The organism is Corynebacterium sp. CNCTC7651 (genome assembly GCF_021496665.1).
Classification (GTDB): Bacteria; Actinomycetota; Actinomycetes; order Mycobacteriales; family Mycobacteriaceae; genus Corynebacterium.
On sequence record NZ_CP071246.1, the window covers coordinates 1433911 to 1456272 of the forward strand.

18 protein-coding genes are annotated in these 22362 nt (G+C 65.1%); 4 read left to right on the plus strand and 14 right to left on the minus strand.

The genetic code is table 11. The features are described from left to right. Positions 1–7: 7 nt before the first annotated feature. The 11 genes from dprA to rpsP all read right to left on the minus strand — a co-directional run bounded on the left by dprA (position 8) and on the right by rpsP (position 10511). Positions 8–1195 (minus strand): DNA-processing protein DprA, encoded by a 1188-nt coding sequence (gene dprA, locus JZY91_RS06965; protein ID WP_234947153.1) that lies wholly within the window; start codon positions 1193–1195, stop codon positions 8–10. After that, the gene (locus tag JZY91_RS06970) at positions 1192–2730 is read right to left on the minus strand and encodes a YifB family Mg chelatase-like AAA ATPase (protein ID WP_234947154.1); all 1539 of its coding nucleotides are present in this window, start codon (positions 2728–2730) and stop codon (positions 1192–1194) included. The genes dprA and JZY91_RS06970 overlap by 4 nt, the downstream gene beginning before the upstream one ends. Beyond that, positions 2717–3178: a YraN family protein gene (locus tag JZY91_RS06975; protein WP_234947155.1), complete on the minus strand. Its 462-nt coding sequence runs from the start codon at positions 3176–3178 to the stop codon at positions 2717–2719. The genes JZY91_RS06970 and JZY91_RS06975 overlap by 14 nt, the downstream gene beginning before the upstream one ends. A 130-nt stretch (positions 3179–3308) precedes the next feature. Further along, complete coding sequence (locus JZY91_RS06980; RefSeq protein WP_234947156.1) at positions 3309–3617, minus strand: DUF2469 domain-containing protein; 309 nt, start codon at positions 3615–3617, stop codon at positions 3309–3311. Further along, positions 3614–4276 (minus strand): ribonuclease HII, encoded by a 663-nt coding sequence (locus tag JZY91_RS06985; RefSeq protein ID WP_234947157.1) that lies wholly within the window; start codon positions 4274–4276, stop codon positions 3614–3616. The genes JZY91_RS06980 and JZY91_RS06985 overlap by 4 nt, the downstream gene beginning before the upstream one ends. Positions 4277–4280: 4 nt before the next feature. After that, complete coding sequence (gene lepB, locus JZY91_RS06990; RefSeq protein WP_234949085.1) at positions 4281–5018, minus strand: signal peptidase I; 738 nt, start codon at positions 5016–5018, stop codon at positions 4281–4283. A gap of 189 nt (positions 5019–5207) precedes the next feature. Then, positions 5208–5555, minus strand: coding sequence for a 50S ribosomal protein L19 (gene rplS / locus JZY91_RS06995; protein WP_234947158.1), 348 nt, complete (start codon positions 5553–5555; stop codon positions 5208–5210). Positions 5556–5669: 114 nt separating this feature from the next. Next, positions 5670–7988 (minus strand): Tex family protein, encoded by a 2319-nt coding sequence (locus JZY91_RS07000; protein ID WP_234947159.1) that lies wholly within the window; start codon positions 7986–7988, stop codon positions 5670–5672. Further along, positions 7985–9157, minus strand: coding sequence for a tRNA (guanosine(37)-N1)-methyltransferase TrmD (gene trmD / locus JZY91_RS07005; RefSeq protein WP_234947160.1), 1173 nt, complete (start codon positions 9155–9157; stop codon positions 7985–7987). The genes JZY91_RS07000 and trmD overlap by 4 nt, the downstream gene beginning before the upstream one ends. Before the next feature lie 9 nt (positions 9158–9166). Continuing rightward, positions 9167–9667 carry a ribosome maturation factor RimM gene (rimM, locus tag JZY91_RS07010; protein ID WP_234947161.1) on the minus strand — a complete coding sequence of 167 codons (501 nt, stop codon included), beginning with the start codon at positions 9665–9667 and terminating at the stop codon, positions 9167–9169. Positions 9668–10001: 334 nt separating this feature from the next. Next, positions 10002–10511, minus strand: a complete 510-nt coding sequence (rpsP, locus tag JZY91_RS07015) for a 30S ribosomal protein S16 (RefSeq protein WP_234947162.1) — start codon at positions 10509–10511, stop codon at positions 10002–10004. Between the two features lie 276 nt (positions 10512–10787). Between rpsP and JZY91_RS07020 the strand changes: the two genes are divergently transcribed. Further along, on the plus strand, positions 10788–12923 hold the full coding sequence (locus tag JZY91_RS07020) for an acyltransferase family protein (RefSeq protein ID WP_234947163.1): 2136 nt from the start codon (positions 10788–10790) through the stop codon (positions 12921–12923). Here JZY91_RS07020 and ffh read toward each other — a convergent pair. Both ffh and ftsY read right to left on the minus strand, forming a co-directional pair. Next, positions 12920–14566 carry a signal recognition particle protein gene (gene ffh / locus JZY91_RS07025; protein WP_234947164.1) on the minus strand — a complete coding sequence of 549 codons (1647 nt, stop codon included), beginning with the start codon at positions 14564–14566 and terminating at the stop codon, positions 12920–12922. The genes JZY91_RS07020 and ffh overlap by 4 nt on opposite strands. Positions 14567–14749: 183 nt before the next feature. Beyond that, complete coding sequence (gene ftsY, locus JZY91_RS07030; RefSeq protein WP_234947165.1) at positions 14750–16579, minus strand: signal recognition particle-docking protein FtsY; 1830 nt, start codon at positions 16577–16579, stop codon at positions 14750–14752. A gap of 101 nt (positions 16580–16680) precedes the next feature. On the opposite strand from ftsY, the gene JZY91_RS07035 reads away from it, so the two are divergent. Beyond that, complete coding sequence (locus tag JZY91_RS07035) at positions 16681–17793, plus strand: hypothetical protein (protein ID WP_234947166.1); 1113 nt, start codon at positions 16681–16683, stop codon at positions 17791–17793. Here the strand turns inward: JZY91_RS07035 and smc are convergent. Beyond that, positions 17777–21325 (minus strand): chromosome segregation protein SMC, encoded by a 3549-nt coding sequence (gene smc, locus JZY91_RS07040; RefSeq protein WP_234947167.1) that lies wholly within the window; start codon positions 21323–21325, stop codon positions 17777–17779. The genes JZY91_RS07035 and smc overlap by 17 nt on opposite strands. 122 nt (positions 21326–21447) lie before the next feature. Here smc and JZY91_RS07045 point away from each other — a divergent pair, with 122 nt between their 5' ends. Together JZY91_RS07045 and JZY91_RS07050 are read left to right on the plus strand one after the other, a co-directional pair. Then, complete coding sequence (locus JZY91_RS07045) at positions 21448–21633, plus strand: hypothetical protein (RefSeq protein WP_234947168.1); 186 nt, start codon at positions 21448–21450, stop codon at positions 21631–21633. Further along, entirely contained in the window at positions 21633–22280 is a 648-nt protein-coding gene (locus tag JZY91_RS07050; protein WP_234947169.1) for a Fic family protein, read from the plus strand. The genes JZY91_RS07045 and JZY91_RS07050 overlap by 1 nt, the downstream gene beginning before the upstream one ends. Positions 22281–22362 lie beyond the last annotated feature (82 nt).

The following is a 22362-nucleotide window of genomic DNA, read 5'->3' on the forward strand; positions in this document are numbered from 1 at the left end:
AACAGCGCTACGCCAGTGCGCACCCCTCGTCGTCCAGGATGACGCGCCGCCACATCTTCCCTTCACGCGCCACCAGCTGCCGTTTTTCCAACTCCAGCAGGAGGTACACGGCGAGGCCGACGCTGACCCCCGCTTCTTCGGCCACCTTCGCAGCATCCGCGGAACCATCGCCGATCCTGGGGAGGGAATCATAGATCCTCAACTCGTTGCGCGAGAGTTCTTGCACCGGCGACTTGGGGAACAGCGTCCCCTGGATCGCTTCTTGGATCGCCTCCGCGTCCACCTCCCCGATTGCGTTGAGGTGCTCACGAATTTGGTCTGCGTTGAGCACCATCTGCGCCTCCCCCTTATACATCAGCAGATTGGTGCCCAGGCTGGACGGCTCCATGATGGAGCCCGGCACAGCCATCACGCTCCGTTTCAAGCCATGTGCCCAATTCACTGTGTTCAACGCGCCGGAACGGTAACTGGCCTCAACCACAACCGTGCCGTTGGATAGGCCCGCGATCAGTCGGTTGCGGGTGAGGAAGCGGTGGCGGTCCGGGGATTTGTAGGGCGGATACTCCGTTATTACGGCACCTCCCCGCGCCGGAATGTCCTCGTACAGTTGGGCGTTGGGCTTCGGGTAAGTCACCCCGGGCCCGCACGCCGTGATCATGACCGTGGGCGCGTTGGCTGCCAACGCAGTTTGGTGCGCAACGGTGTCAATGCCCAGCGCACCGCCGGAGACAATGGTGTAGCGGTGGGCGGCGAGCCCGTTGACCAGATTGGCGGTGGCATGGTGCCCATGTATCGATGCCGCACGCGTGCCAACGAAAGCTACGGACTGCGCGAGCAGCTTCGGCAGATTCGTCTCGCCCTTCACCCAGAGCGCGTGGGGCTGGCACCCGTTCGGGTCAGGATCGCCCTCAAACCCCGCCCAGCCTTCCGTGATCACCTCCTGCGGCCAAGTCGGCGAATCCGGTGTGAGCAAGGTGTAGCCCAGTTCCGCCGCGGTCTCAAGGTCATCCGCCGCGAGATTTTTGGCATAACGCTGCTCCGTCGGCCCGGCCAAGCCGCGGATCCAACTTGCTCGGGTGCGCACGCCGCGGGCAATCTCATCGGCATCGCGCCCGGCCGCCAACAGCGCTTGCAGGTGCGGCGACGGGCCCTCAATGGTGCGGCTGAGGTAGGCCCAGGATTCGATAGAACTCATGCCGCCACCCCTTCCGCGGAGACGTTACGCAGGTTGAACGCCTCGGCAGCATGCCCGATGTGCGGCAGGGCCTCCCCCTCAAGATCCGCCAACGTCCACGCGAGTTTGAGCACCCGGTCCACCCCACGCTGGGTTAGGGACCGATCCACCAACTTCGATTCCAAAAACGCCGTCACGTCCTCCCCCGGAGGAAACTGCTTCCGCAGCGCCGCCGGATGCACGAGGGCGTTGGTGACGTGCCCGAGCCCGCCGCGCCCCCACCGCGCCGCTGCCCGCTCGCGCGCCGCAGCCACACGCTCCGCAATCACCGCGGAGGGCTCCGCCTCCACAGCGCTGAACACAGCCGACTGTGCCGAGGTCTGGATGAAAATGTCCAACCGGTCCCGCAACGGGCCCGAGACATTAGACAGGTGTTTCGCTCGCGTGCCGCCCGAGCACGTGCACCGAGCCCCTTCCTTGCCGCACTTGCACGGGTTGGCAGCCATCACCAGCTGAAACTGTGCCGGGTAGCGGATCTGCCGCTTCCCCCGCACCAATGTCACCTGGCCGGATTCCAGCGGCATCCGCAGCTCATCCAGCACCGCCGAGGCAATCTCACTCGCCTCATCCAAGAACAGCACCCCGTTGTGGGCCTGGCTCACCGCGCCGGGCAGCGGCACGCCCGAGCCGCCGCCGACCATGCCTGCTCTGCTTATCGACGGATGCGGGGCAACGAACGGCCGCACCTTGACGACGCTGCCGCGGGAGACGCCTGCCGCCGAGTGCAACGCAGTTGTCTCGATCTGCTCGGCGACACTCAGCGGCGGCAGAATCGACGGCAACCGCTCTGCCAGCATGGATTTTCCTGAACCTGGCGGGCCCACCATCATCACGTGGTGCCCGCCCGCAGCTGCCACCTCCATCGCGCGGCGCTCATGCGCCTGGCCCGCAATATCGGCGAAATCCGGCGGCGCAGCGGCTGCCATTGGCGAGGCGGGCACGCGAATTGCCTGCTCTAGGGCAGCTCCACCGTGCAGCCAGTGCCAGACCTGCACCAAGGAGTCCGCGACGAGAATGTTGCCGTCATTCAGCAGCGCAGCCTCCTGGGCGTTCGCTCTGGGCACGATCACGGTTTCGATGGCGCTCTCGCTCTGCTCCCGCTCACGGGCGGCCTTGAGCAGCATGGGCAAAATCCCCTCGACGCGCCGCAGGGACCCGTCCAGGGCGAGCTCCCCCATCACCATGGTCGTGCTCAGGCTGGAGCGAAACTCCGGATCCAGGCTGCACAGCACCGTCAACGCAATCGGCAGATCAAAATGCGAGCCGGCCTTTGGCAAGTGGGCGGGCGATAAGGACACCATGATCCTGGTGCGCGGCCATGGCAGACCGGAGTTCGCCACCGCAGTGCGGATCCGCTCGCGCGATTCTTTCACGGCCGCGTCGCCCAGCCCTACCATCTGCATGCCCGGCAGGCCAGGGCCGACGTTCGCCTCCACGGTGACCATGTGGGCGGCCACGCCCTCCACCGTTGCGGTGCGTGAACTAGCAAGCCCCATCTTCCACCCCCACAAATCGGGTGGCGGAATACTCCGCGCCGTTGAGCACGATCTCGACGACGTCGAACCGCACGTCTGCATATCCTGCGCTGCGGTGGGACTCAGGCAGCCGCTCCAGCCATTCCGCGGCGCAGCGGCGCATGGTGGCGAGTTTCTTTGAACCGACGGACTCCGCCCCGCCGTAGGAGCGGCCGCGGCGGGTCTTCACCTCCAGAAACACGAGGGTGCCGTCCGGTGCTTCCACCACGGCGTCAATCTCGCCGGCGCGGCAGCGTGCCCGGGTTTCTAGCGCCGTGTACCCGAGCTCCTGGTACCAGGCGACGGCGATCTGCTCGCCGGCAAGCCCGAGGGCGTACTGGTCCGCGACTTCGCTGGTGGGATGGCCCGGTGTGCCGGCAATAATGCCGCACGTGGTCATGGGTTCTTGGGTTGAGAGACTGTTGGTCACGGAAATCTCCTCTTTTCGGATGTCTACAAGTTGCGGGTGTGCATACTTAGACTTCCGCCGAGGCTGTTTGGTTCCCTCTCAACCGAAATTTGTGCCAAATTCTTGTGCCGCGGCACGCGGCGCCAGACGCCTAGCGGTCCGGGAACGCGAGGTCAGGCTTGTCAAGCTCCTCGATGTTCACGTCCTTGTACGTAATCACGCGGACGTAGCGGACAAAGCGCACGGCGCGGTACATGTCCCAGACCCAGCAGTCAGACATCCGCACTTCGTAGTACACGTCCTTGCCCTCGGTGTGCGGAATCAGCTCCACCGCGTTGGCCAGGTAAAAACGCCGGTCCGTCTCCACCACGTAGGAGAACTGGCTGGCCACGTCGCGGTACTCCCGGTACAGCGAGAGCTCTACCTCAGCCTCATAGTTGTCCAGATCCTCAGCGCTCATTCACGCACCACCCCTCTGTAGACATCATTGGCCAGTCGGACGTTTGCATAACTATAACGGTGCTGCACGGTCGGCCCGTGGCGGCGCACCGCGTCCATATGCACCTGTGTGCTGTAGCCCTTGTGGCTTTCCAACCCGTACTCCGGATACTCCGTGGCCATGGCATCAATCAACCTGTCACGGCTCACCTTGGCCAGTATGCTCGCGGCAGCGATGCACCGAGCCGTGTAGTCCCCGCCCACAACCGGGAGCTGGGGTACCGCCAGACCGGGGACGCGAAACGCATCCATCAACACATACCCGGGGGCGACGCCGAGTGACGCCACCGCACGCCTCGCCCCATCCAGGTTCGCGGCTTGTACACCCCTGCGGTCGATCTCGCTGGCCGGGATGTGCACGACGGCATGGGCTGTTGCGGTGTGCAAGATAGCGTCGTAAAGCAGAGCCCTCGTGCGAGGGGTGAGCTGTTTGGAGTCGGTGAGCCCCTCCAGCTGCGGCAGCGGGCGAGGAGGAAGGATGCACGCCGCGACGGTGAGCGGGCCGAAGCACGCGCCGCGGCCGGCCTCGTCCACCCCCGCGACAGGCCCGAAGCCTGCCTTGTCCAAGGCAACCTCGAGGGTGCGCAGCTGCTTGAGCTTGCGCACACGCACCGGCGGCATGGAGCTACTGCTGGATATCCGGGTCAGCGACGCCGCTCGCCCGGTCCAGCGGGAACACGATCGCCTTCACCTTGCCGCGGAGATTCTCCTTGGGAATGGTGCCCTGGAACTCGTCTCCCAGGTGGTAGCGCGAATCGGCGGAGGCGGTGCGGTTATCGCCCATCATGAAGTAATTGCCTTCCGGCACCGTGATTGGGCCGAAGTAGGCTCCGCCGCAGGCCTCGGAGCCAATCGCCTCATCCACCGGGTACGTCGGCGGCGATAGAACGTAGGACTGGTCGATGGGCTGGCCGTCCACCATCACGGCCGGGTCCCCCGCCTGGCAGGACACCGTCTGCCCGCCCTCGGCGATGATGCGCTTGACCAGGGTGTTTTCATCCTTGGGAACAAGGCCAACCCAAGAGCCGACCTCCTGCATCCCGCGGATGAACGTGTTGTCGGAGCGGTTGGAGTAGAACCCGGTATTCCAAGAATCGGTGCCCTTGAACACCACCACATCGCCCGGCTCAGGCTCATTGAAGTAGTAGCTGACCTTTTCTACCAAGATGCGGTCGCCCGAACCGTCCTGGCCGTGCAGCGTGGGCTCCATAGAACCGGACGGGATGACGTACAGGCGGCCAATGAACGTCTGCAGCACGAACATGATCGCCAGCGTGAGCACGATGACCAGGGGGATCTCGATGTACCAGGGAGCCTGCTTGTCTTCTTCCTGCTTGACAGGCTGCACCGGAGCGGGCTGCACTGGCGCTGCCTGTACCGGCGCCGGTTGTGCTGGCACGGGCTGGCTGGGCCCAGGAGTGTTCGGCTGATTCACGCGAGTCACTGTAACACCGCCACCAGCCTCCACCCGAAAACAACAGCGCCCCGCCTCCCAGCTGTGCTGGAAAACGGGACGCTGTGAAGCATGTGCGACCCCAATCGGGGTCTGCGATTAGCGGCGCTCCTTGATGCGGGCAGCCTTGCCGCGCAGGTCGCGCATGTAGTACAGCTTTGCGCGACGGACCTTACCGCGGCGGACAACGTCGATCTTCTCGATGTTCGGGGAGTGCACCGGGAAGGTACGCTCCACGCCGATGCCGAAGGAGATCTTGCGCACCGTGAAGGTCTCACGGATGCCAGCACCCTGGCGGCGCACCACGAAACCGGTGAAGATCTGGGTACGGGTCACGTTGCCCTCAATAACCTTGACATGCACGTCAAGGGTGTCGCCCGGGCGGAAGTCAGGGATATCGTCGCGCAGCTGGCCTGCGTCTACAAGGTCAATGATGCCGTTGCTCATGGCAGCGTTCCTTTACGTTTACGGACAGAGGACCCTAGCGGCTTTTCCCTCCATCGGGCGCTCGGCTGGTTCGTGTCGTGTACAACAACCCGGACAACCTTACATATCTGCCGGTCAGTTACCAAATCCCGCCCGCTTCAACGCATCCGCCATGGAGCCTTGCGCTTCACGACGATCACCCCCGCGCCCGCGCTTTCCCTCCCCGCGCGACTGCTGGGAGTGCTGGGGCTTCTGGGCCCGTTGCGGTTTACCGGACTGGCATTTGCCGGGCTGGCCTTTACCGGACTGCCCAGGTTCGTCATCGAGCCGGAGGCTCAGCCCGATCCTGCTGCGGGCAACGTCCACATCCATGACCTTGACTTTCACCACATCACCGGAACGCACCACGTCATGCGGGTCGGAAACGAAGCGGTTCGACATCGCGGAGACATGGACCAGGCCGTCCTGGTGCACGCCCACATCCACGAATGCGCCAAAGGCTGCCACGTTGGTCACTGTCCCTTCCAAGATCATGCCCGGCTGCAAGTCCTTGACCTCGTGCACGCCTACCTTGAACGTGGCGGTCTTGAACTCCGGGCGCGGATCGCGGCCGGGTTTGTCCAGCTCGGCGAGGATGTCGGTGACCGTCGGCACGCCGAAGTGCTCGTCCGCGAAGTCCGCAGGTGCAAGGCGGCTGAGCACCGCGGTGTTGCCGATCAGCTGGTCGGTTGCCAGGCCCGTCGCCGCTGCCACGCGCTCCACCACCGGGTACGCCTCCGGGTGCACCGCGGACGCGTCGAGCGGGTTCGCGCCGCCTTGAATGCGCAGGAAGCCCGCGGCCTGTTCGAACGCTTTGGGCCCGAGGCGCGGGACCTTGCCCAGCTCCTTGCGGGTGGAGAAAGAACCGTGCTCGTCCCTGTAGGCCACGATGTTCTTGGCCACGGTGCCGGACAGGCCCGCCACGCGCTCCAAAAGCGGCGCCGACGCGGTGTTCACGTCCACGCCAACCGAGTTCACGGCATCTTCCACCACCGCGTCCAGGGTGCGGGCGAGCGCCGTCTGGTTCACGTCGTGCTGGTACTGGCCCACGCCAATCGCCTTCGGGTCCACTTTCACCAGCTCCGCGAGCGGGTCCTGCAAGCGGCGCGCGATGGACACCGCGGAGCGAAGCGACACATCCATATCCGGGAATTCCTCCGCCGCGATAGCGCTTGCAGAGTACACGGATGCACCGGATTCGGACACCACGACCGGGGTGGGACGTGCCCCGCCTGCCTGGGCAATCAGGTCCGCCACCTCGCCCGCAAGCTTCTCCGACTCGCGCGACGCAGTGCCGTTACCGACGGCGATCAGCTCCACACCGTGTTGCGCTGCCAGGTGTGCAAGCGCGTCGCGGGCCGCGTCCCAGCGGTTCTGCGGCTGGTGCGGGTACACGATGGTGGTGTCCAGCACCTTGCCGGTGCCGTCCACCACCGCACACTTCACGCCGTTGCGGTAGCCGGGGTCCAGCGCCAGCGTTGCGCGCTGGCCGGCCGGTGCCGCGAGCAACACGTCGCGCAGGTTGGTCTTGAACACCTCGAGCGCCCCGGCCTCCGCCTTTTCCTTCAGGCGCACGCGCGTATCCAGGTTGGCAGAAACCTGCAGCTTGGTGCGCCAGCCCCAGCGCACCGCCTTCTTCACCCACTCGCTGTCCGGCAGGTCAAAGGCTCGCGAGATCATCCCCTCGTAGACGGCGTCTTCCCCCGGCTCGAAATCCAGGGCCAGCACGCCTTCCGCCTCGCCGCGGAAGAGTGCCAAGATGCGGTGGCTGGGCAGCGTGGCAAAAGGCTCGGAGAATTCGAAGTAGTCCGCGAACTTCGCGCCCTCCGCCTCCTTGCCCTCGACCACGCCGGCGCGCATCGTGCCTTCCTTGTACACGCGGTCTCGCACCTGGCCCACAAGGTCCGCGTCGGTGGCAAACCGGTCCACCAGAATCGCTCGCGCACCGTCGAGCACCGCTTTTACGTCAGCAAAGCCTTCAGTCACGTACTGTGCAGCAGCGGCCTCCGGGTCGACGGCTGGATCCTCCACGAGCAAGCGCTCCAGCGGCTCGAGCCCCGCCTCTCGCGCGATATCGGCCTTGGTCTTGCGGCGTTTCTTGAACGGCAGGTAGAGGTCCTCAACCCGCGCCTTGGTATCGGCGGCGAGGATGTCGCTCCGGAGACCGTCGTCAAGCTTGCCCTGCTCCTCAATGCTGGCCAGGACGGCGTCCTTGCGCTCCGCCAGCTCCACGAGGTAGGCGTTGCGCTCCTCGATGTGGCGCAGCTGAGCATCGTCCAAACCTCCCGTAGCTTCCTTGCGGTAGCGGGAGATGAAAGGGACGGTGTTGCCCTCTGCGAGCAGGGTCAGCGCCTGTGCAACCTGATGGTCTTTGACGTTCAGTTCTTTCGCGATGGTGGCTGCGATTGATGTCATTCGGGCGATACTACTGTGGTGCCGTACCAGAGGGTGCCCTCGGGGAGGGCCGCGGCCACAGCAACCGTCGCCTGGGCGAGCGGCAGCGCCGTGCGCCCCGTGACCGTCAGACTGCGGGTGGTGTGCAGCGGCGGGTGCCCGTGCTCGAGCTCGTACTGCTGCTCCAGCATCGGCGGCTCGAAGCAGACATCCCCGCCCTCCTCACCGAGTGCGACGGAGGCCACCACGTACCCGGCCTTCTTCAGCGCGCGCCGCATCCGCTTTTCGACGTTCAAATTCCACCGCCCGGGATCCACAATCACGTCCAACTTTGTCGTGACATCACGGGCATTCAGCATGAATGCGTCTTCCTCACTCAGCTCCGTCTGCGCCAGCAGGTCCGGGCGCACCGCGCGCGTGCGCTTCAGGGATTGCTCCCGCCGCCACGCGGCAACCTTGGCGTGGTCCCCGGAGGTCAGCACCGCCGGTGCCTCGATGCCGCGCCACACGCGGGGTTTCGTGTAACTCGGCCCCTCGAGCAGCCCGTCGGAGAAGCTGTCTTCCTCGTGGCTTTCGGTGTTGCCGAGCACTCCGGGGATCAGACGCGTGACCGCCTCGGCGATGACAAGCACCGCCACTTCCCCGCCGATGAGCACGTAGTCCCCGATAGAAACCTCGCGCACACGGTACCGCTGCGAAGCGTCTTCGAACACCCGCTGGTCAATGCCCTCGTAGCGCCCGCAGGCGAAAACGATGTGCTCTTCACGGGACCATGCCTGCGCCTGCGCTTGCGTGAAGGGCGAGCCCGCGGGCGTTGGCACGATGAGCAGCGGCAACGCGGGGTTTTCACCCTCTTGCACATCCGCCGCGTCGTACGGCCGGGCGGCCACAGCCGCCACATCATCGTGGCGGAGTTTGTCGTTACGGTGCGCCGCAGCGGTGGTCAGTGTCTCGCCTGCGCGTCCTGCTGCGACGTCGTCAAGCGCGGGGCCCCAGACCTCCGGCTTCATCACCATGCCGGGCCCGCCGCCCAGCGGCGGCGCGTCGACGGATTTGTGGTTCCCCGTCGCCCAATCACGCAGGTCGTGCACCCCGACTTCCAGGATGCCCTGCTCGATCGCTTTGCCCAGCAGCGCGTGGCGCAGCGGTTCAAGGTACTCGGGGAAGATCGTGATCGCGTCAATCCTCATAGCGCAGCCCTACAGATCCAGCAGCCCATGCGGCGGCGTGATCTCCAGGTACCCCTCCTCCAGGTCAACCTCGGGCACGATGTCCAGCACAAACGGGATGAGTACCTCACGGCCGTCGTGCGCAACCTCGAGGATCTTGCGGTTCGGCGTGTCCATGACACCGGTGACCTCGCCGATCTCATCGCCGTCCATACGCACCTTGAGGCCGATGAGCTCGTGGTCGTAGTACTCGTCCGAGTCTTCATCGCGCTCCAGCGGCGGGGCGAAGAACTGCATGCCGCGCAGGCTGTCGGCCGCGGTGCGGTCCGGGATCTCCTCGAATGTGACCAGCAGGCGCTGCTGGTGCGGACGCACGGACTTTACCGTGAGGTCACGCTCCTTGCCCGTCTGACGGCCGTGCAGGACCTCTCCTACCGCAAAGTAGACGTCCTCATCTTCGGCGAGCACCTCGATGGCCACCTCGCCCTTGACCCCGTGGGACTTCACTACCTTGCCAATGCGCAGCTCCATGCGGGTCAAATCTACCAGTGGCGGCGAGCAAACCCGGCGGAGAGACCGGCGGCACTCAGGGGCATAATCCCTGGTCACGTTCAGGGGCATGTATTTAGATCGATAACTGCAGGTCAGCGATTTTTGGCCCAAATGGGCCCGCCAGCGTGAATACAATTCTGACCTGTAATCATGCCCCTAAACACATGCCCCTAAACACATGCCCCAGAACGGCGGCGAGACCTGCGGCGTGCAGCAACGCTGCGGGTGCGAGCGAGGGTGCTGGTCAAGTGAACGTCGAAAAGCAAAAATGCCCAGCGCACAAACGCTGGGCACGTGGAACGGGGAAGGCAGACTACTCTGCGGACTCCTCAGCCTCTGCCTCTGCGGCCGGCTCCTCGGAAGCCTCAGCCTCAGCGGCCTCCGCTGCAGCAGCTGCCTCAGCCTCAGCAGCAGCCTTCGCCTCTGCATCTTCCTTGGCCTTGCGGCGCTTCTCGGTGATGGCCTCAGCGGTCGGGCCGTTGTTGGCCTCCTCGAGAGCCTTGTTGAACAGCTCGAGCTTGGACGGCTTCTCCTCGGCGACCTTGAGGGTGCCCTCGGCGCCCTCGATGCCCTTGAACTTCTGCCAGTCACCGGTGATCTTCAGCAGCTTCTCCACCGGCTCGGTCGGCTGCGCGCCGACACCCAGCCAGTACTGAGCGCGCTCAGAGTCGATGCGGATGAGCGACGGCTCTTCCTTCGGGTGGTAGATGCCGATGTTCTCGATGACGCGGCCATCGCGGCGGGTGCGCGCATCAGCAACAACAACGCGGTACTGCGCGTTGCGGATCTTGCCAAGGCGCTGGAGCTTGATCTTCACAGCCATGCTGGTATTCCTTCTGGTCACTGGGCAGTGCGGGCATTCGCCGCTTTTCGACGAACCGGTTCAACCCTTAGGTTTTACCTGCGCGTGACTGGCCGGCCGACCGTGGACGGGCCCGGCGCGTACGCAGGTATGCAATTGTCGTGTCACGGGTGCGAGCCCGATCAACCTGGAAGAGTGTACCTGCCGTGCGCCGCACCCCCAAACCGGGTATATTCCGGTTCTTTTGCGGGTCGGCGGTAAGGTTCGGTCAGTCGATCGTTGAAAAGGGAGCTATCCATGTCCACACCGCGCGCGTACCAGCCCGCGCGCCCGTCTGGGGCCAGCGCGTACCGCGTGGACTTGGACGGTCTGCGCGGCTACGCGATCGCGCTGGTGGTGATTTTCCACGTCTTCGTCGGACGCGTCTCCGGCGGTGTGGATGTGTTCCTCTTCCTTTCCGGCTACTTCTTCTTGGGCGGCCAGCTGCGCTACGCCATGCGGCCGTTTCCCAATCTCAACCCGTGGTGGCCGTTCTGGCGCACTGTGCGCCGCCTGGTTCCTGCGCTTGTGGTGGTGCTGGCTGCCACGCTGCTTGGCATCCTCGCCCTCACCCCGGAGCTGATGAACGAGGGGCTGGCCCGCCAGTTCACCGCTTCCCTGCTCTACTTCCAGAACTGGGAGCTCACGATCCAGGACGCGGCCTACGCCGCCGCGAGCGACACCACGTCTCCCCTGCAGCATCTGTGGTCCATGTCAGTGCAGGGCCAGTTCTACATTTTTGGCATTTGCTTGGCGACGCTCATTGCCTGGCTCGTCAGCACCAGCAAAACGTCGAAGCAGAGCGCGCAGCGGCTGGTGGTGGCCGTGCTCGCGGTCATTACCGTGGCATCGTTCGCGTACGCCGCGCGATTCGGTTTCGAGGGCACGCCGCAGAACTACTACTCCACGTTCTCCCGCGCCTGGGAGCTGTCACTCGGCGCACTGCTCGCGTTCGTGCCGGCCCATTGGTACCTGCCGCAGCGCGGGTCCTGGATCGCGTCCCTGACCGGCCTGGTGATGATCACCGCCACCGGCATCATCATCCCCACCTCTCTGGCGTTCCCCGGCCCGCTGGCGCTGCTGCCGATTACCGGCGCAGCCCTGATCATCCTGGCCGGCAACGCCAACCCGGTGTCTACGGTGCTGGCTTCGAAGCCCATGACGTGGCTGGGATCGGTGGCCTACCCGCTGTACCTCTGGCACTGGCCGCTGTTGATTATCGTCACCGCATCCGGCGGGTTCACCACCCCGCCGCCAGCCGTGGGCGTGGCCGTCATCCTCGCCTCGCTTGCGCTCGCCCACGTGACATACACGCTGGTGGAGAAGCCGCTGCGCCAGCACGGGAAGCGCCCGTTGAGTTTTGACACGCCGGTTGCGGATGCCCGCGCGTCCCTGCGTACTGCGGCCGGTGCCGGCCGCGCGGTTGGCGGTGCGATTGTCGCGGCGCTGTTTGTCTGCGGCCTCGCGATCCAGCCGGTGTGGGATAACCGCATCAACCAGGCGGACAAACCGCTTGACCCGGCCAAATACCCCGGCGCGATGGCGCTGCTTGGCACCGACGTGCCCAAGAACAAGCCCAAGCCGAATCCGCAGCTGATCAGCGGCATCTATCCGCCCATCGGCCTGCAGGAGTGCATGATCTTCCTGCCTGCTCCCGCCGACGAAATGCCGCGCCCCGACTGCGCCTTCGGCGACCTCAATGCGGAGACCACCGTAGTGATGGTCGGCGGCTCCCACATCGAGCCGTTTGGCATTCCGCTGGACATCTTGGGCCAGCAGCACGGATTCAAAGTCATCCCTTTCGTGCGCCAAGAATGCCCGCTGGTCATCGGCGGCGAAGACCGCTTCGACATCGTCTCCGAAGTGTGCGCCGAATGGGGCGAGCGGGTGTATCAGCAGATCCTGGACATCCAGCCGGATCTGGTGATTTCCACCTCCACCCGCCCGGGTGGGCGCGCAGGTGCCGCCGGCTCCGCAGCCGACGCGGTGCCGGACGCGTACGCCAATTTGTGGGCGAACTTCGCCGACCAAGGGATCCCTTTCCTGGGCCTGCGCGATAACCCGTGGTTCTTCGACCCGTTTGGCAACCCGATGGACCCTAACGTGTGCATCGTCGCAGGCGGCACCGAGGAAAGCTGCTCCATGCCCGCCGCCAAGGCCTACCCGGAACCGGACCCGGCTGCCGGCTACCTGGACGGCATGAACAACTTGTTCAGCGTGGATACTGCAGGCTGGTACTGCCCCGGCGACACGTGCCCCCCGCAAATCGGCAACGTGTACGTGTACCGCGACCAGAACCACATCTCCAACGCCTACGCGCGCAGCCTCACCCCACTGCTATGGGGCGAGCTGGTGAAAGTATTCGACCAGCTCGCCGTGGTGTACACGCCTTAGCGGCGCTTGCCCATCCGCTTCATCGCCTCATTGAAGTCCAGGTTGTTCAAATCCAGCCCCTGCATGCCGGCAGGGAGCTGTTCCTGGAGTTTCTCCAGCTCTTTCATGTCCGGCATGCCACCTGGCATTCCGGGCATACCCGGCATCCCTGGCATTCCACCGGGCATGCCCGGCATACCACCCGGCATCTGCGGCATGCCGCCACCTTGACGCTTCGGCGGCTTGCGCTTGCCGTTCTTGCCCTTGCGGCCCTTCGGCTTCTTCTTCGTCGCCGAACGCCCGCCCATACCAGGCATGCCCGGCAGGCCAAACTGGTTTGCCATCTGGCTCATCATCTTCTTCGCCTCGAAGAAACGCTCCACCAGCTGGTTCACCTCAGCAACGGTTACACCGGAACCGTTGGCAATACGCTTGCGGCGCGAGGCATTCAGGATCTTCGGATCCGCGCGCTCCTCCGGCGTCATACCGCGGATGATGGCCTGGATACGATCCAGCTGCTTCTCATCCACCATGTCCGCCATCTCATTCATGGCCTTGCCGCCCGGCATCATCTTGAGCAGGTTGCCGATCGGACCCATGCGGCGGATCATCAGCAGCTGGTCCAGGAAGTCCTCCAGCGTCAATTCGCCAGACGCGAGCTTGCCTGCGGCCGCTTCCGCGTCCTGCTCGTTGAAGGTCTGCTCTGCCTGCTCAATCAGGGAGAGCAGGTCGCCCATGCCCAGAATGCGGCTGGCCATGCGGTCCGGGTGGAAGACGTCGAAGTCTTCTAGCTTCTCACCGGTGGAGGCGAACAGGATCGGCTTACCGGTCACCTCACGGATGGACAGAGCTGCACCACCACGTGCGTCACCATCCAGCTTGGTCAAGACAACACCTGTGAAGTCCACGCCGTCGGCGAAGGCCTGCGCCGTGGTCACGGCATCCTGACCGATCATGGCATCGATGACAAAGAGGACTTCGTCCGGGTTCACCGCGTCACGGATGTTGCGGGCCTGAGTCATCAACGTCTCATCAATACCCAGGCGACCGGCGGTATCGATGATCACCACATCGTGCTTCTGCTGCCGCGCGTACGCGACACCGTCCTGCGCCACAGCCACCGGGTCGCCGTGGGAAGTACCCATGTCGTGCGCGTGGGTGTCAAGCGACGTGCCCGGGTCCGGCGCGAACGTCTGCACGCCAGCCCGCTCACCCACGATCTGCAGCTGCTGCACCGCGCCCGGGCGCTGCAAGTCACACGCCACCAGCAGCGGGGTGTGCCCCTGCTTGGCCAGGTACTTCGCCAACTTGCCGGCAAGCGTGGTCTTACCAGCACCCTGCAGACCGGCGAGCATAATCACCGTCGGCGGGTTCTTCGCCATGTTCAGGCGGCGGGTCTCGCCGCCGAGGATGTTGGTCAGCTCCTCGTCGACGATCTTGATAACCTGCTGCGCCGGGTTCAGCGCCTCGGAGACATCGGCCCCCAGCGCACGCTCCTTGACGCGCTTGATAAACGTACGGACGACGGGGAGCGAGACATCCGCCTCCAGCAGTGCGATACGGATTTCGCGCGCGGTAGCGTTGATGTCTGCCTCGGTGAGCTTGCCTTTTCCTCGCAGGCCACCAAGGGCCGATTGCAGGCGGTCGGACAAAGACTCAAACACGTCGAGCACTCCTAGAAGTTAGTGGGCTAGAAAAAATTCGTCGTCAAGCAACTCGCCCCAGCCTAGCGCTTGACCTTGTACGGGCTGTAACCCGCGGACACGGCCCCGGTGTGGGAAAGAGAAAGGGCGCGGGTGCAACCCCACGCCCTCTTGCATTGCCGGAGGCTTCCGGCTTCGAAGCGCTTAGCCCAGCAGCGCGTCCACGAAGCTCTCTACCTCGAACGGTGCCAGATCATCCGCACCCTCGCCGAGGCCAACCAGCTTCACCGGCACACCCAGCTCTTCCTGCACCTGGAACACGATGCCGCCCTTCGCGGTGCCGTCCAGCTTGGTCAGCACCACGCCGGTGATGTCCACAACGTCGCGGAACACGCGGGCCTGGGTGATGCCGTTCTGCCCCACCGTCGCATCCAGCACCAGCAGCACTTCATCGACGTGGCTCTTCTTCTCCACCACGCGCTTGACCTTGCCCAGCTGATCCATCAGGCCGGTGGAGGTGTGCAGGCGCCCGGCGGTATCCACCAGCACCACGTCCGCGCCCTGCTCCACACCGGTTGCCACGGCGTCGAACGCCACGGATGCCGGGTCCGCGCCTTCCTTGCCGCGCACCGTAGACGCGCCGACGCGGCGGCCCCACGTCTCAAGCTGATCCGCCGCCGCTGCACGGAACGTATCCGCGGCACCCAACACCACGGTGTGGCCCATGGACACCAGCACACGCGCCAGCTTGCCCGTGGTGGTGGTCTTGCCCGTGCCGTTCACGCCCACGACCAGGATCACGGCCGACTTGCCGTCATTCGGCATGGCCTTGATAGAGCGATCCATCTCCGGCCGCCCAGCCTCGATGAGGGTCTCGCGCAGCATCGCGCGCGCCTCAGCCTCGCTGGAGACACCGCGCTCCGCGATCTTCTCGCGCAGACTGTCCACCACCTTCATGGTCAGCTCCGCGCCGAGGTCCGCCATGATCAGCGTGTCCTCGATCTCCTCCCACGCATCCTCATCCAGATCACCCGCGGTGAGAATGCCCAGCAGACCCTGGCCGATAGCGTTCTGGGAACGGGAGAGGCGGCCGCGCAGCTTGCCAATTCGCCCGGCAGCCGGCGCGATCTCATCGATCTCCGCCTGCACCGCCGCGGTCTGAGTCCCCTCGGTGACAATGGCGTCCTCGGACACGACCGCGCCGTCCTGGCGCGCTTCCTCCGCAACCTCCGCGGTTACCGCAGCGATGGATGCGGCTTCCTCAGCCTCCTCGCGGACCCGCTCCTCAGCAACAACACCATCGCCAACGGGCAGTTCCTCGGCCTCGGCCGCGAGCTCGTCCTCAATCGCGCCCTCGACAATGTCTTGGCCCTCCGGGGAAAGGTTTTCAATCACCGGCGCAGGCTCGGGTACAACTTCCTCCGCAGCCGGCACGTCATCCGCGTTGAGTTCCTCCACCGCATCCGCAGCCTCGTGCGTCAGCGCAATGTCCTCCGGAGCTTCCTGCTTTTCGACGATCGGATCATCCGGCGCCACTGCCGGCACCTCTGGAGCCTCAGCCATCGGCGCCTGCGGCTCAGCAGCTGCGACCTTCGGTGCCTGCGGCTCAGCGGCTGCAGGCTTCGGCGCATCCGCCTGCGGGAACGGCTTCGGCGGCTCCTGGCGGATGGCCTCCTGCACGTCCTCGTTCGTAATCGGTGCAGCCCCGGCAGCGCCGGTCGCCGCACCGGTCGCTGCCGCAGCGCCGGTCGCCGCCGGCTTTACCGAGTCGCCGCTGCGCGGGGTGCTTCGGCGCACCGGCTCAGGCTGCTTCGGCTGCGCATCCGCCTGCGCGAAATTGAAACCGCCCTTGGCTTGGTAGTTGCCGGACTTTTCCTGCTGGGTCAGCTGCTTCGGCTCTTCCGTCTCAATCGGCTTCTCAAAAGAGACGGTCTTGGACTTCTTGCGCTGGTTGCCAGCCACGATCACGCCAATGATGATCAGCGCGATAACAATGACCGCAACCACGATCCAGATGATGGTGTTCGTCGTCATGCATCCCAGTGTGCCAGCACTGCGCCACGCCTGGCAGAAACGCCGGCGACCGGCTAGACGATGTAAGAAGCAAAGCCCTCGGTCTGAAAGGTCCCCGCGCCATGCCCGTGCCTCCAATTCAAGCGATCGTCGCAGTTCTTGTAGCCCTTGCCGCAACTTTGGGTTTCGGGCTCGGCTTCTCCTCATCGCACCCCGGCAGCTCCTACCCCAGCAGTGCGTACCTCGGCAGCTCTTACCCCGGTAGCGCGTACCCCGGTAGCGCGTACCTCGGCAGCTCTTACCCCGGTAGCGCGTACCCGGGCAGCTCCTACCCCGGCAGCGCGTACCCGGGAAGTTCCGGTTCCAGCAACCGTTACTACCCGCAGCCGGGCGCAAACCCGCTGCTCCGCCAACTGCCCTCGACTGCAGTTGCCGCGACTCCGGAACAGGTTATTGAGATCTTGAGCTCGGAGTGGCTGCCGGTGCCAGACTTCGAAGGCTCCAGAATCGGCTTCCGGCTCAGTGGTGACAGCTACTTCCTCACCGGCGGCGAATGCAACGGATTCGGCGTTGCCATCGTGCCCAGCGCGTACGACGAAACGTTCATCTTCGTCCCTGTCGCGGCCACGGAGATGTACTGCTCGGGTGCTACAGAGTATGAAACCAACATGTGGGAAGTGTTTGCGGTGGCGGAAGGGTTCTATGTTGAGCCGACTGACGGCGAAATCACCACCGCCTATATCGCGGGCGGGAAGCGCGCGTTGAAGCTCACGAAACCCACCACCCGCAAACAAGACGTGGTCGATTTCCACAAGATGCGCGTGCAGATGCCGCCCAGCGCGAAGCGGGCAACCGAGAGCGAGTTGGCAGATTTCTACGCATCGAAGTGGCTCACCGAGCCGGCCTTTGCCAAGCAGCCGATCTGGTTCGAGGCAGAAACGCACCAGCCGGCTAAAGGCCCGGCGGTGGAGGGCTACCGCGTCGCAGGCGCACCGTGCAATGGGTTCGGTGTCTTCGTCTACACCGATGCCGTGACTGGCCGCCTCGCCACGTACAACTTGCCCGTGACCAAGATGGTGTGCCAGTTCGGACGCGGCCGTGGTCACGACGCCAACTCCTACGAGACCTCCGTGGGAAGCATCTTCCACATCGCCACCGGGATATACAAGGACGGTTCGGACACCGCCTACGTTGCCAGCCCCCGCGGCGCGCTCAAGCTCACCCGCGCGGAGTAACTTCGCCCGCCACCGCCGCCGCAGCTTCTCCGTCAGCAGCCTCTCCGCCCGGATCCGCCCCGCTCGCGGCAGCGCCATCCGCTGCGCCCGTGGCCGCGGGCTGCATGCGCTGGGAAAGCACGCGGGTCACACCGTCCCCGCGCATGGTCACGCCGTAGAGCACGTTGGCAACATCCATGGTCGGCTTCTGGTGCGTAATCACAATGAGCTGCGAATCCTGCCGTAGCTCTTCCAAAAGGGCAATCAGGCGGCGCAAGTTAACGTCGTCAAGCGCTGCCTCCACCTCATCGAGCACGTAGAACGGGCTCGGGCGTGCGCGGAAGATTGCCACGAGAAACGCGAGTGCCGTCAAGGACTTCTCGCCACCGGAAAGCAGCGATAAGCGCTTGACCTTCTTCCCCGGCGGGCGCGCCTCCACCTCGATGCCTGTGGTAAGCATGTCGTCCGGCTCGGTGAGGATAAGCCTGGCATCGCCGCCGGGGAACAGCGTGGCGAACACGTTGGGAAACTCCCGCTCCACGTCCACCCACGCATCGGTGAACAGCTGCAGAATCTGCGCGTCTACCTCCTCAATCACCCCGGTCAGGTCCTTGCGCGCCTGAATCACGTCGTCGAGCTGCGTGGAGAGGAACGAGTACCGCTCTTCCAGCGCCTTGAACTCCTCCAGCGCAAGCGGATTCACTTTGCCTAAGGCTCGCAGGTCCTTCTCCGCCTGGGCAAGACGGGCGCGTTCGGCATCCACGTCAAAATCCACTTCCGGCGTGTACTGCGCAATCAGGTCCGCCACCGCAAGGCCCAAGGACTCGGTGACTTTCGCCTCGGCTTCGTCGATACGCACCTGCGCCTGGGAGCGGGCGATGTCGGCGGCGTGCGCGGAGTCCTGCACCCGTGCAAGGTGCTGCCGTGCGCTCTGCACCGCGCTGCGCGCCGCCTGCTGTGTAGTGCGCAGCCGGGCAAGCTCCCCGCTCAACGCATCGCGTTCTGCTGCGGCGCGGGTCAAGGCGCCGTCGATACGCTCGGTGAGCTCCTGCGCGCGCTGCGCAACCACTTCCGCAAGCGCCACCTCTGCCCGCCTGCGCGCCGCCGCCGCGTCGTGGCGCGCTTTCGCCTGCCGCTCGTGCTCTGCTTGCCTACGCAGCGCGTCCCCGCGCCCCGCCGTCTGCGCCGCCGCATCGCGTGCGGTGCGTTCCTCCAGCACTGCCTCCACTTCCGCGGCTCGGACCTCGGCCAGAGCTTCCTGCGCTTCGTCCCGCAGCTCCGCCGAAGGCTCATCGTCCGGATCCGGGTCCGCCTCCACTCGCGCCAAGCGGTCTCGGGTTTCAGCTAATGCTTGGCTGCGCTCCCCCGCCCGCGCCTCAGCATCTCCCACCCGCGCGGCCGCCTTCTTCAGTTCGTTGTCCGCGCGCTGAAGTTCCGAGGTCAGCCGGGTGTGGTCGCGTGTAAGTGCCTCCACAGTGCGGTCGTGGTCGCGCAGCGCTGCAGTGGCGCTGGCGGCGGCCACGCGGGCATCGTCCGCGGCCTCGGCAGCGCCCTGCAGGGTGCCGGCAAGTTCCTCCAGCTGCTCACGAGCACGCTCGAGCTCGCTGGCGGCTGCGTCGATTTGGGCACCGACCTCGACAGAGGTGGCGCGCGTGGTGCCGGCTGCAACCCAGCCCTCGCCGACAAGCGTGCCGCCCCGGGTCACCGCGCGCAACCGCGGGTCGTGCTCCACCACGGCGCGCGCGTGCTGGAACGAATCCGCCACAGCAACGTCCACGAGCAGGCGGGTCACGGGGCCTGCCACGGTGGCGTGCAGGCGGATGTGGTCCAGCAACCAATCCACCTTCGCGCCTGTCTCCAGGCGCCACTCGGTTCCGCCCCGCGCCTCGACGACGATGGCGCGCTGCGCATCTGCAAGCGCCTCCAGCGTGCTCTCCTCAAACCCGGCCACCAGCGAGTCCGCGAACGGGCCCAGCGCCGCGGCCACCGCAACATCGAAACCGGCCTCAATGTCCATAAGCCCGGCCAATGCCTTAGCGTCATCACCCAGCACATCGCGGGCGGGCACACGTGGAGCCTGTTCCTGCAGGGTGGCGATGCGTGATTCCAGCGTGAACACGGCGCGCTCCCGCTCGCGCTGCGCCTCCCGCAGTTCGCTGAGGCGCTGCTCCGCGGCGGCTGCTTCCGCGCGTGCCCGATCATGGGCCTCTACCAGGGGCTCGCGTGCCGACGCCACCTCAGCCAACGCCGCAGCAGCCTCTTCGGCCTCCCGGCCCGCTGCAGCCGCTCGCTCCCGCGTCTCCTCCAGAGTTTCTGCGACGCGTCCGACTTCATCCTCTGCCGCGGCGACGGCGGCGGCGAGTGATTCTTCCTGCGCAAGGAGGCGGACCACGCCCTCGCGGCGGTCCGCGATCGCACGCAGCTTTGCCCGGTGCTCCTTGTCAGCCTGCTCGAAGGCGCGTTGCGCGGAGGCAACACTACCGCGAACCGCCTGGAGATGGCGCTTGGCGGCCTCGGCCGCCTCCGTGGCCTCCGCGTGCTGCCGGTCCGCGGAGGCTGCCCTGCTCAAAAGCTCTTCCGGATCCTGCCCCATGTACGGCGCGACAGCACCAGCATTGCGGACCCGCTCGGTGGCGATGCGCACCGTGGCATTCGCGCGCTCCGCCAACGTGGACAGCGTGAACCACAGCTGCTGCGCTTCCTCGGCTTTGGGCTGCAACTGCGCCTGTGCTACCTCGGTGTCCTCGAGGTGGGCGGTTGCCTCCTCCAGCGCCTCAGCCGCAATCTCCACCTGCTCTTGGAGGATGTCGGTGTGCCGGGAAGCGTCGATAAGCGCGGCCCTCAGGCTCACCACCTCGTGCCCAGCAAGGCGCATGCGCGCGTCGCGCAACGTGGATTGCACTGTGGCCGCGCGCTTCGCGGCCTCTGCCTGCCGGGCCAGCGGCTTGAGCTGCTTGCCCAGCTCCTCGGTGAGGTCGGTGAGGCGGTCCAGGTTAGCTTGCATGCCCGTGAGTTTGCGCTGGGCTTTTTCTTTTCGACGGCGGTGTTTGAGTACGCCCGCAGCCTCTTCGATGTAGGCGCGGCGCTCTTCCGGTCTGGATTCCAAGATCTCGGCGAGCTTGCCTTGGCCGACGATGATGTGCATTTCGCGGCCAATACCGGAATCGCTCAACAGCTCTTGCACGTCCATCAGGCGGGCTTTGGCACCGTTGATCTCGTATTCGCTCGCGCCGTCGCGGAACATGCGCCGGGTGATGGCTACCTCGCTGAACCCGATGGGTAGCCGTCCGTCCGAATTGTCGAATGTCAGGGTGACCTCGGCGCGGCCCAGGGGCTTTCTGTCGCCGGCACCCGCGAAAATCACATCCTGCATGGAGCCGCCGCGCAGGTTCTTCGCGCCCTGCTCACCCATCACCCACGCAAGCGCGTCCACGACGTTCGATTTGCCCGACCCGTTCGGGCCCACGACGGCGCAGATGCCTGGCTCGAACTTCATCGTGGTCGCTGACGCGAAGGACTTGAAGCCCTTGAGTGTCAACGATTTCAGGTGCATTGTTTGGAGTTTAGCGCCCTCACTGCACGAAACCGCGGATCCAGCCACTATCTCGGGCCCGGACAGGCCTTCACTCGACGACAGCAAGCCGGTAAGCTTGGCTGACGAGTAAGGGGGCGAAGATGACGCAGATAGTTGGGCAATCGCCGGATCTTGAAGAGCGCTTTCGCTCTACCGACGGTGTACTCGCTGCCGCCGGCCATTCCGTAACCAACCCTGAAGTAAATCGGATACGTGGTTTGGTCATCGCTGGCGCGATCGATGCAGACGAGGCGGTTCGCCGGATTCGCGAGTTGTACGAATCCTAATGGCGCAGCAGAAGCCGCGGTTCCGAGTGTGGGACGATTACTACATCCCCGGGACGCGCGTTCTCCGCAATTTGCTGGTCAGCGAAGACGAACCGTTCGGAGTGTCAGATCCTGATCTCCTTACTGAGATTGAAACTTCCGTCGCTGCGGTGCGTTTGGACGAACTCGCTGCCAACCCCATGCAAGGACACTTCGACTACACCCACTTCAAGGCAATTCACCGCCACATCTTCCAAGACGTGTACGAGTGGGCCGGTGAGGAACGCGTCGCGCCCACCGACAGGTGGATGACCAAGGGCGGTCACGCGTACTATCCGGCGGGCCCGGTCATGACGGAAGCGGCGGAAACCCAGTTCCGTCGTTTAGCAAAGAAGCACCTGCTGCAAGGTCTCCCTCAGGAGGAATTCGTGACCGAACTCGCGGAAATCTGGGGAGAGATCAACGTCATCCACCCGTTCCGGGAGGGCAATACTCGGACTCAAGTGGTGTTCTTCGCTCAGCTCGTAGGCGAAGTTGGCTTCACGTTGGATCCGGCGAAGTTTCTCGCCCCAGAGCTTCGCGACGCGTTCATCGCAGCCCGCTTCCACAGCCAGGACACCGGCGATAACTCGAAGCTGGCTGAGGTGCTGGCCCGGATCGTCGGCTAGACCTACGTGCCCGTCCCACCGCCGGCTCACCCACCTCCGGCGAAAGAATCGTCGCGAGCTTGCCGCCACCTGGTCTTTTAGG

What these genes read in the sequence shown, in the direction of transcription:
- dprA (WP_234947153.1), bottom strand. Translation starts at nt 1,195, where the DNA reads ATGAGTTCTATCGAATCCTGGGCCTACCTCAGCCGCACCATTGAGGGC.
- JZY91_RS06970 (WP_234947154.1), bottom strand. Translation starts at nt 2,730, where the DNA reads ATGGGGCTTGCTAGTTCACGCACCGCAACGGTGGAGGGCGTGGCCGCC.
- JZY91_RS06980 (WP_234947156.1), bottom strand. Translation starts at nt 3,617, where the DNA reads ATGAGCGCTGAGGATCTGGACAACTATGAGGCTGAGGTAGAGCTCTCG.
- JZY91_RS06985 (WP_234947157.1), bottom strand. Translation starts at nt 4,276, where the DNA reads ATGCCGCCGGTGCGTGTGCGCAAGCTCAAGCAGCTGCGCACCCTCGAG.
- rplS (WP_234947158.1), bottom strand. Translation starts at nt 5,555, where the DNA reads ATGAGCAACGGCATCATTGACCTTGTAGACGCAGGCCAGCTGCGCGAC.
- JZY91_RS07000 (WP_234947159.1), bottom strand. Translation starts at nt 7,988, where the DNA reads ATGACATCAATCGCAGCCACCATCGCGAAAGAACTGAACGTCAAAGAC.
- trmD (WP_234947160.1), bottom strand. Translation starts at nt 9,157, where the DNA reads ATGAGGATTGACGCGATCACGATCTTCCCCGAGTACCTTGAACCGCTG.
- rimM (WP_234947161.1), bottom strand. Translation starts at nt 9,667, where the DNA reads ATGGAGCTGCGCATTGGCAAGGTAGTGAAGTCCCACGGGGTCAAGGGC.
- rpsP (WP_234947162.1), bottom strand. Translation starts at nt 10,511, where the DNA reads ATGGCTGTGAAGATCAAGCTCCAGCGCCTTGGCAAGATCCGCAACGCG.
- JZY91_RS07020 (WP_234947163.1), top strand. Translation starts at nt 10,788, where the DNA reads ATGTCCACACCGCGCGCGTACCAGCCCGCGCGCCCGTCTGGGGCCAGC.
- ftsY (WP_234947165.1), bottom strand. Translation starts at nt 16,579, where the DNA reads ATGACGACGAACACCATCATCTGGATCGTGGTTGCGGTCATTGTTATC.
- JZY91_RS07035 (WP_234947166.1), top strand. Translation starts at nt 16,681, where the DNA reads ATGCCCGTGCCTCCAATTCAAGCGATCGTCGCAGTTCTTGTAGCCCTT.
- smc (WP_234947167.1), bottom strand. Translation starts at nt 21,325, where the DNA reads ATGCACCTGAAATCGTTGACACTCAAGGGCTTCAAGTCCTTCGCGTCA.
- JZY91_RS07045 (WP_234947168.1), top strand. Translation starts at nt 21,448, where the DNA reads ATGACGCAGATAGTTGGGCAATCGCCGGATCTTGAAGAGCGCTTTCGC.
- JZY91_RS07050 (WP_234947169.1), top strand. Translation starts at nt 21,633, where the DNA reads ATGGCGCAGCAGAAGCCGCGGTTCCGAGTGTGGGACGATTACTACATC.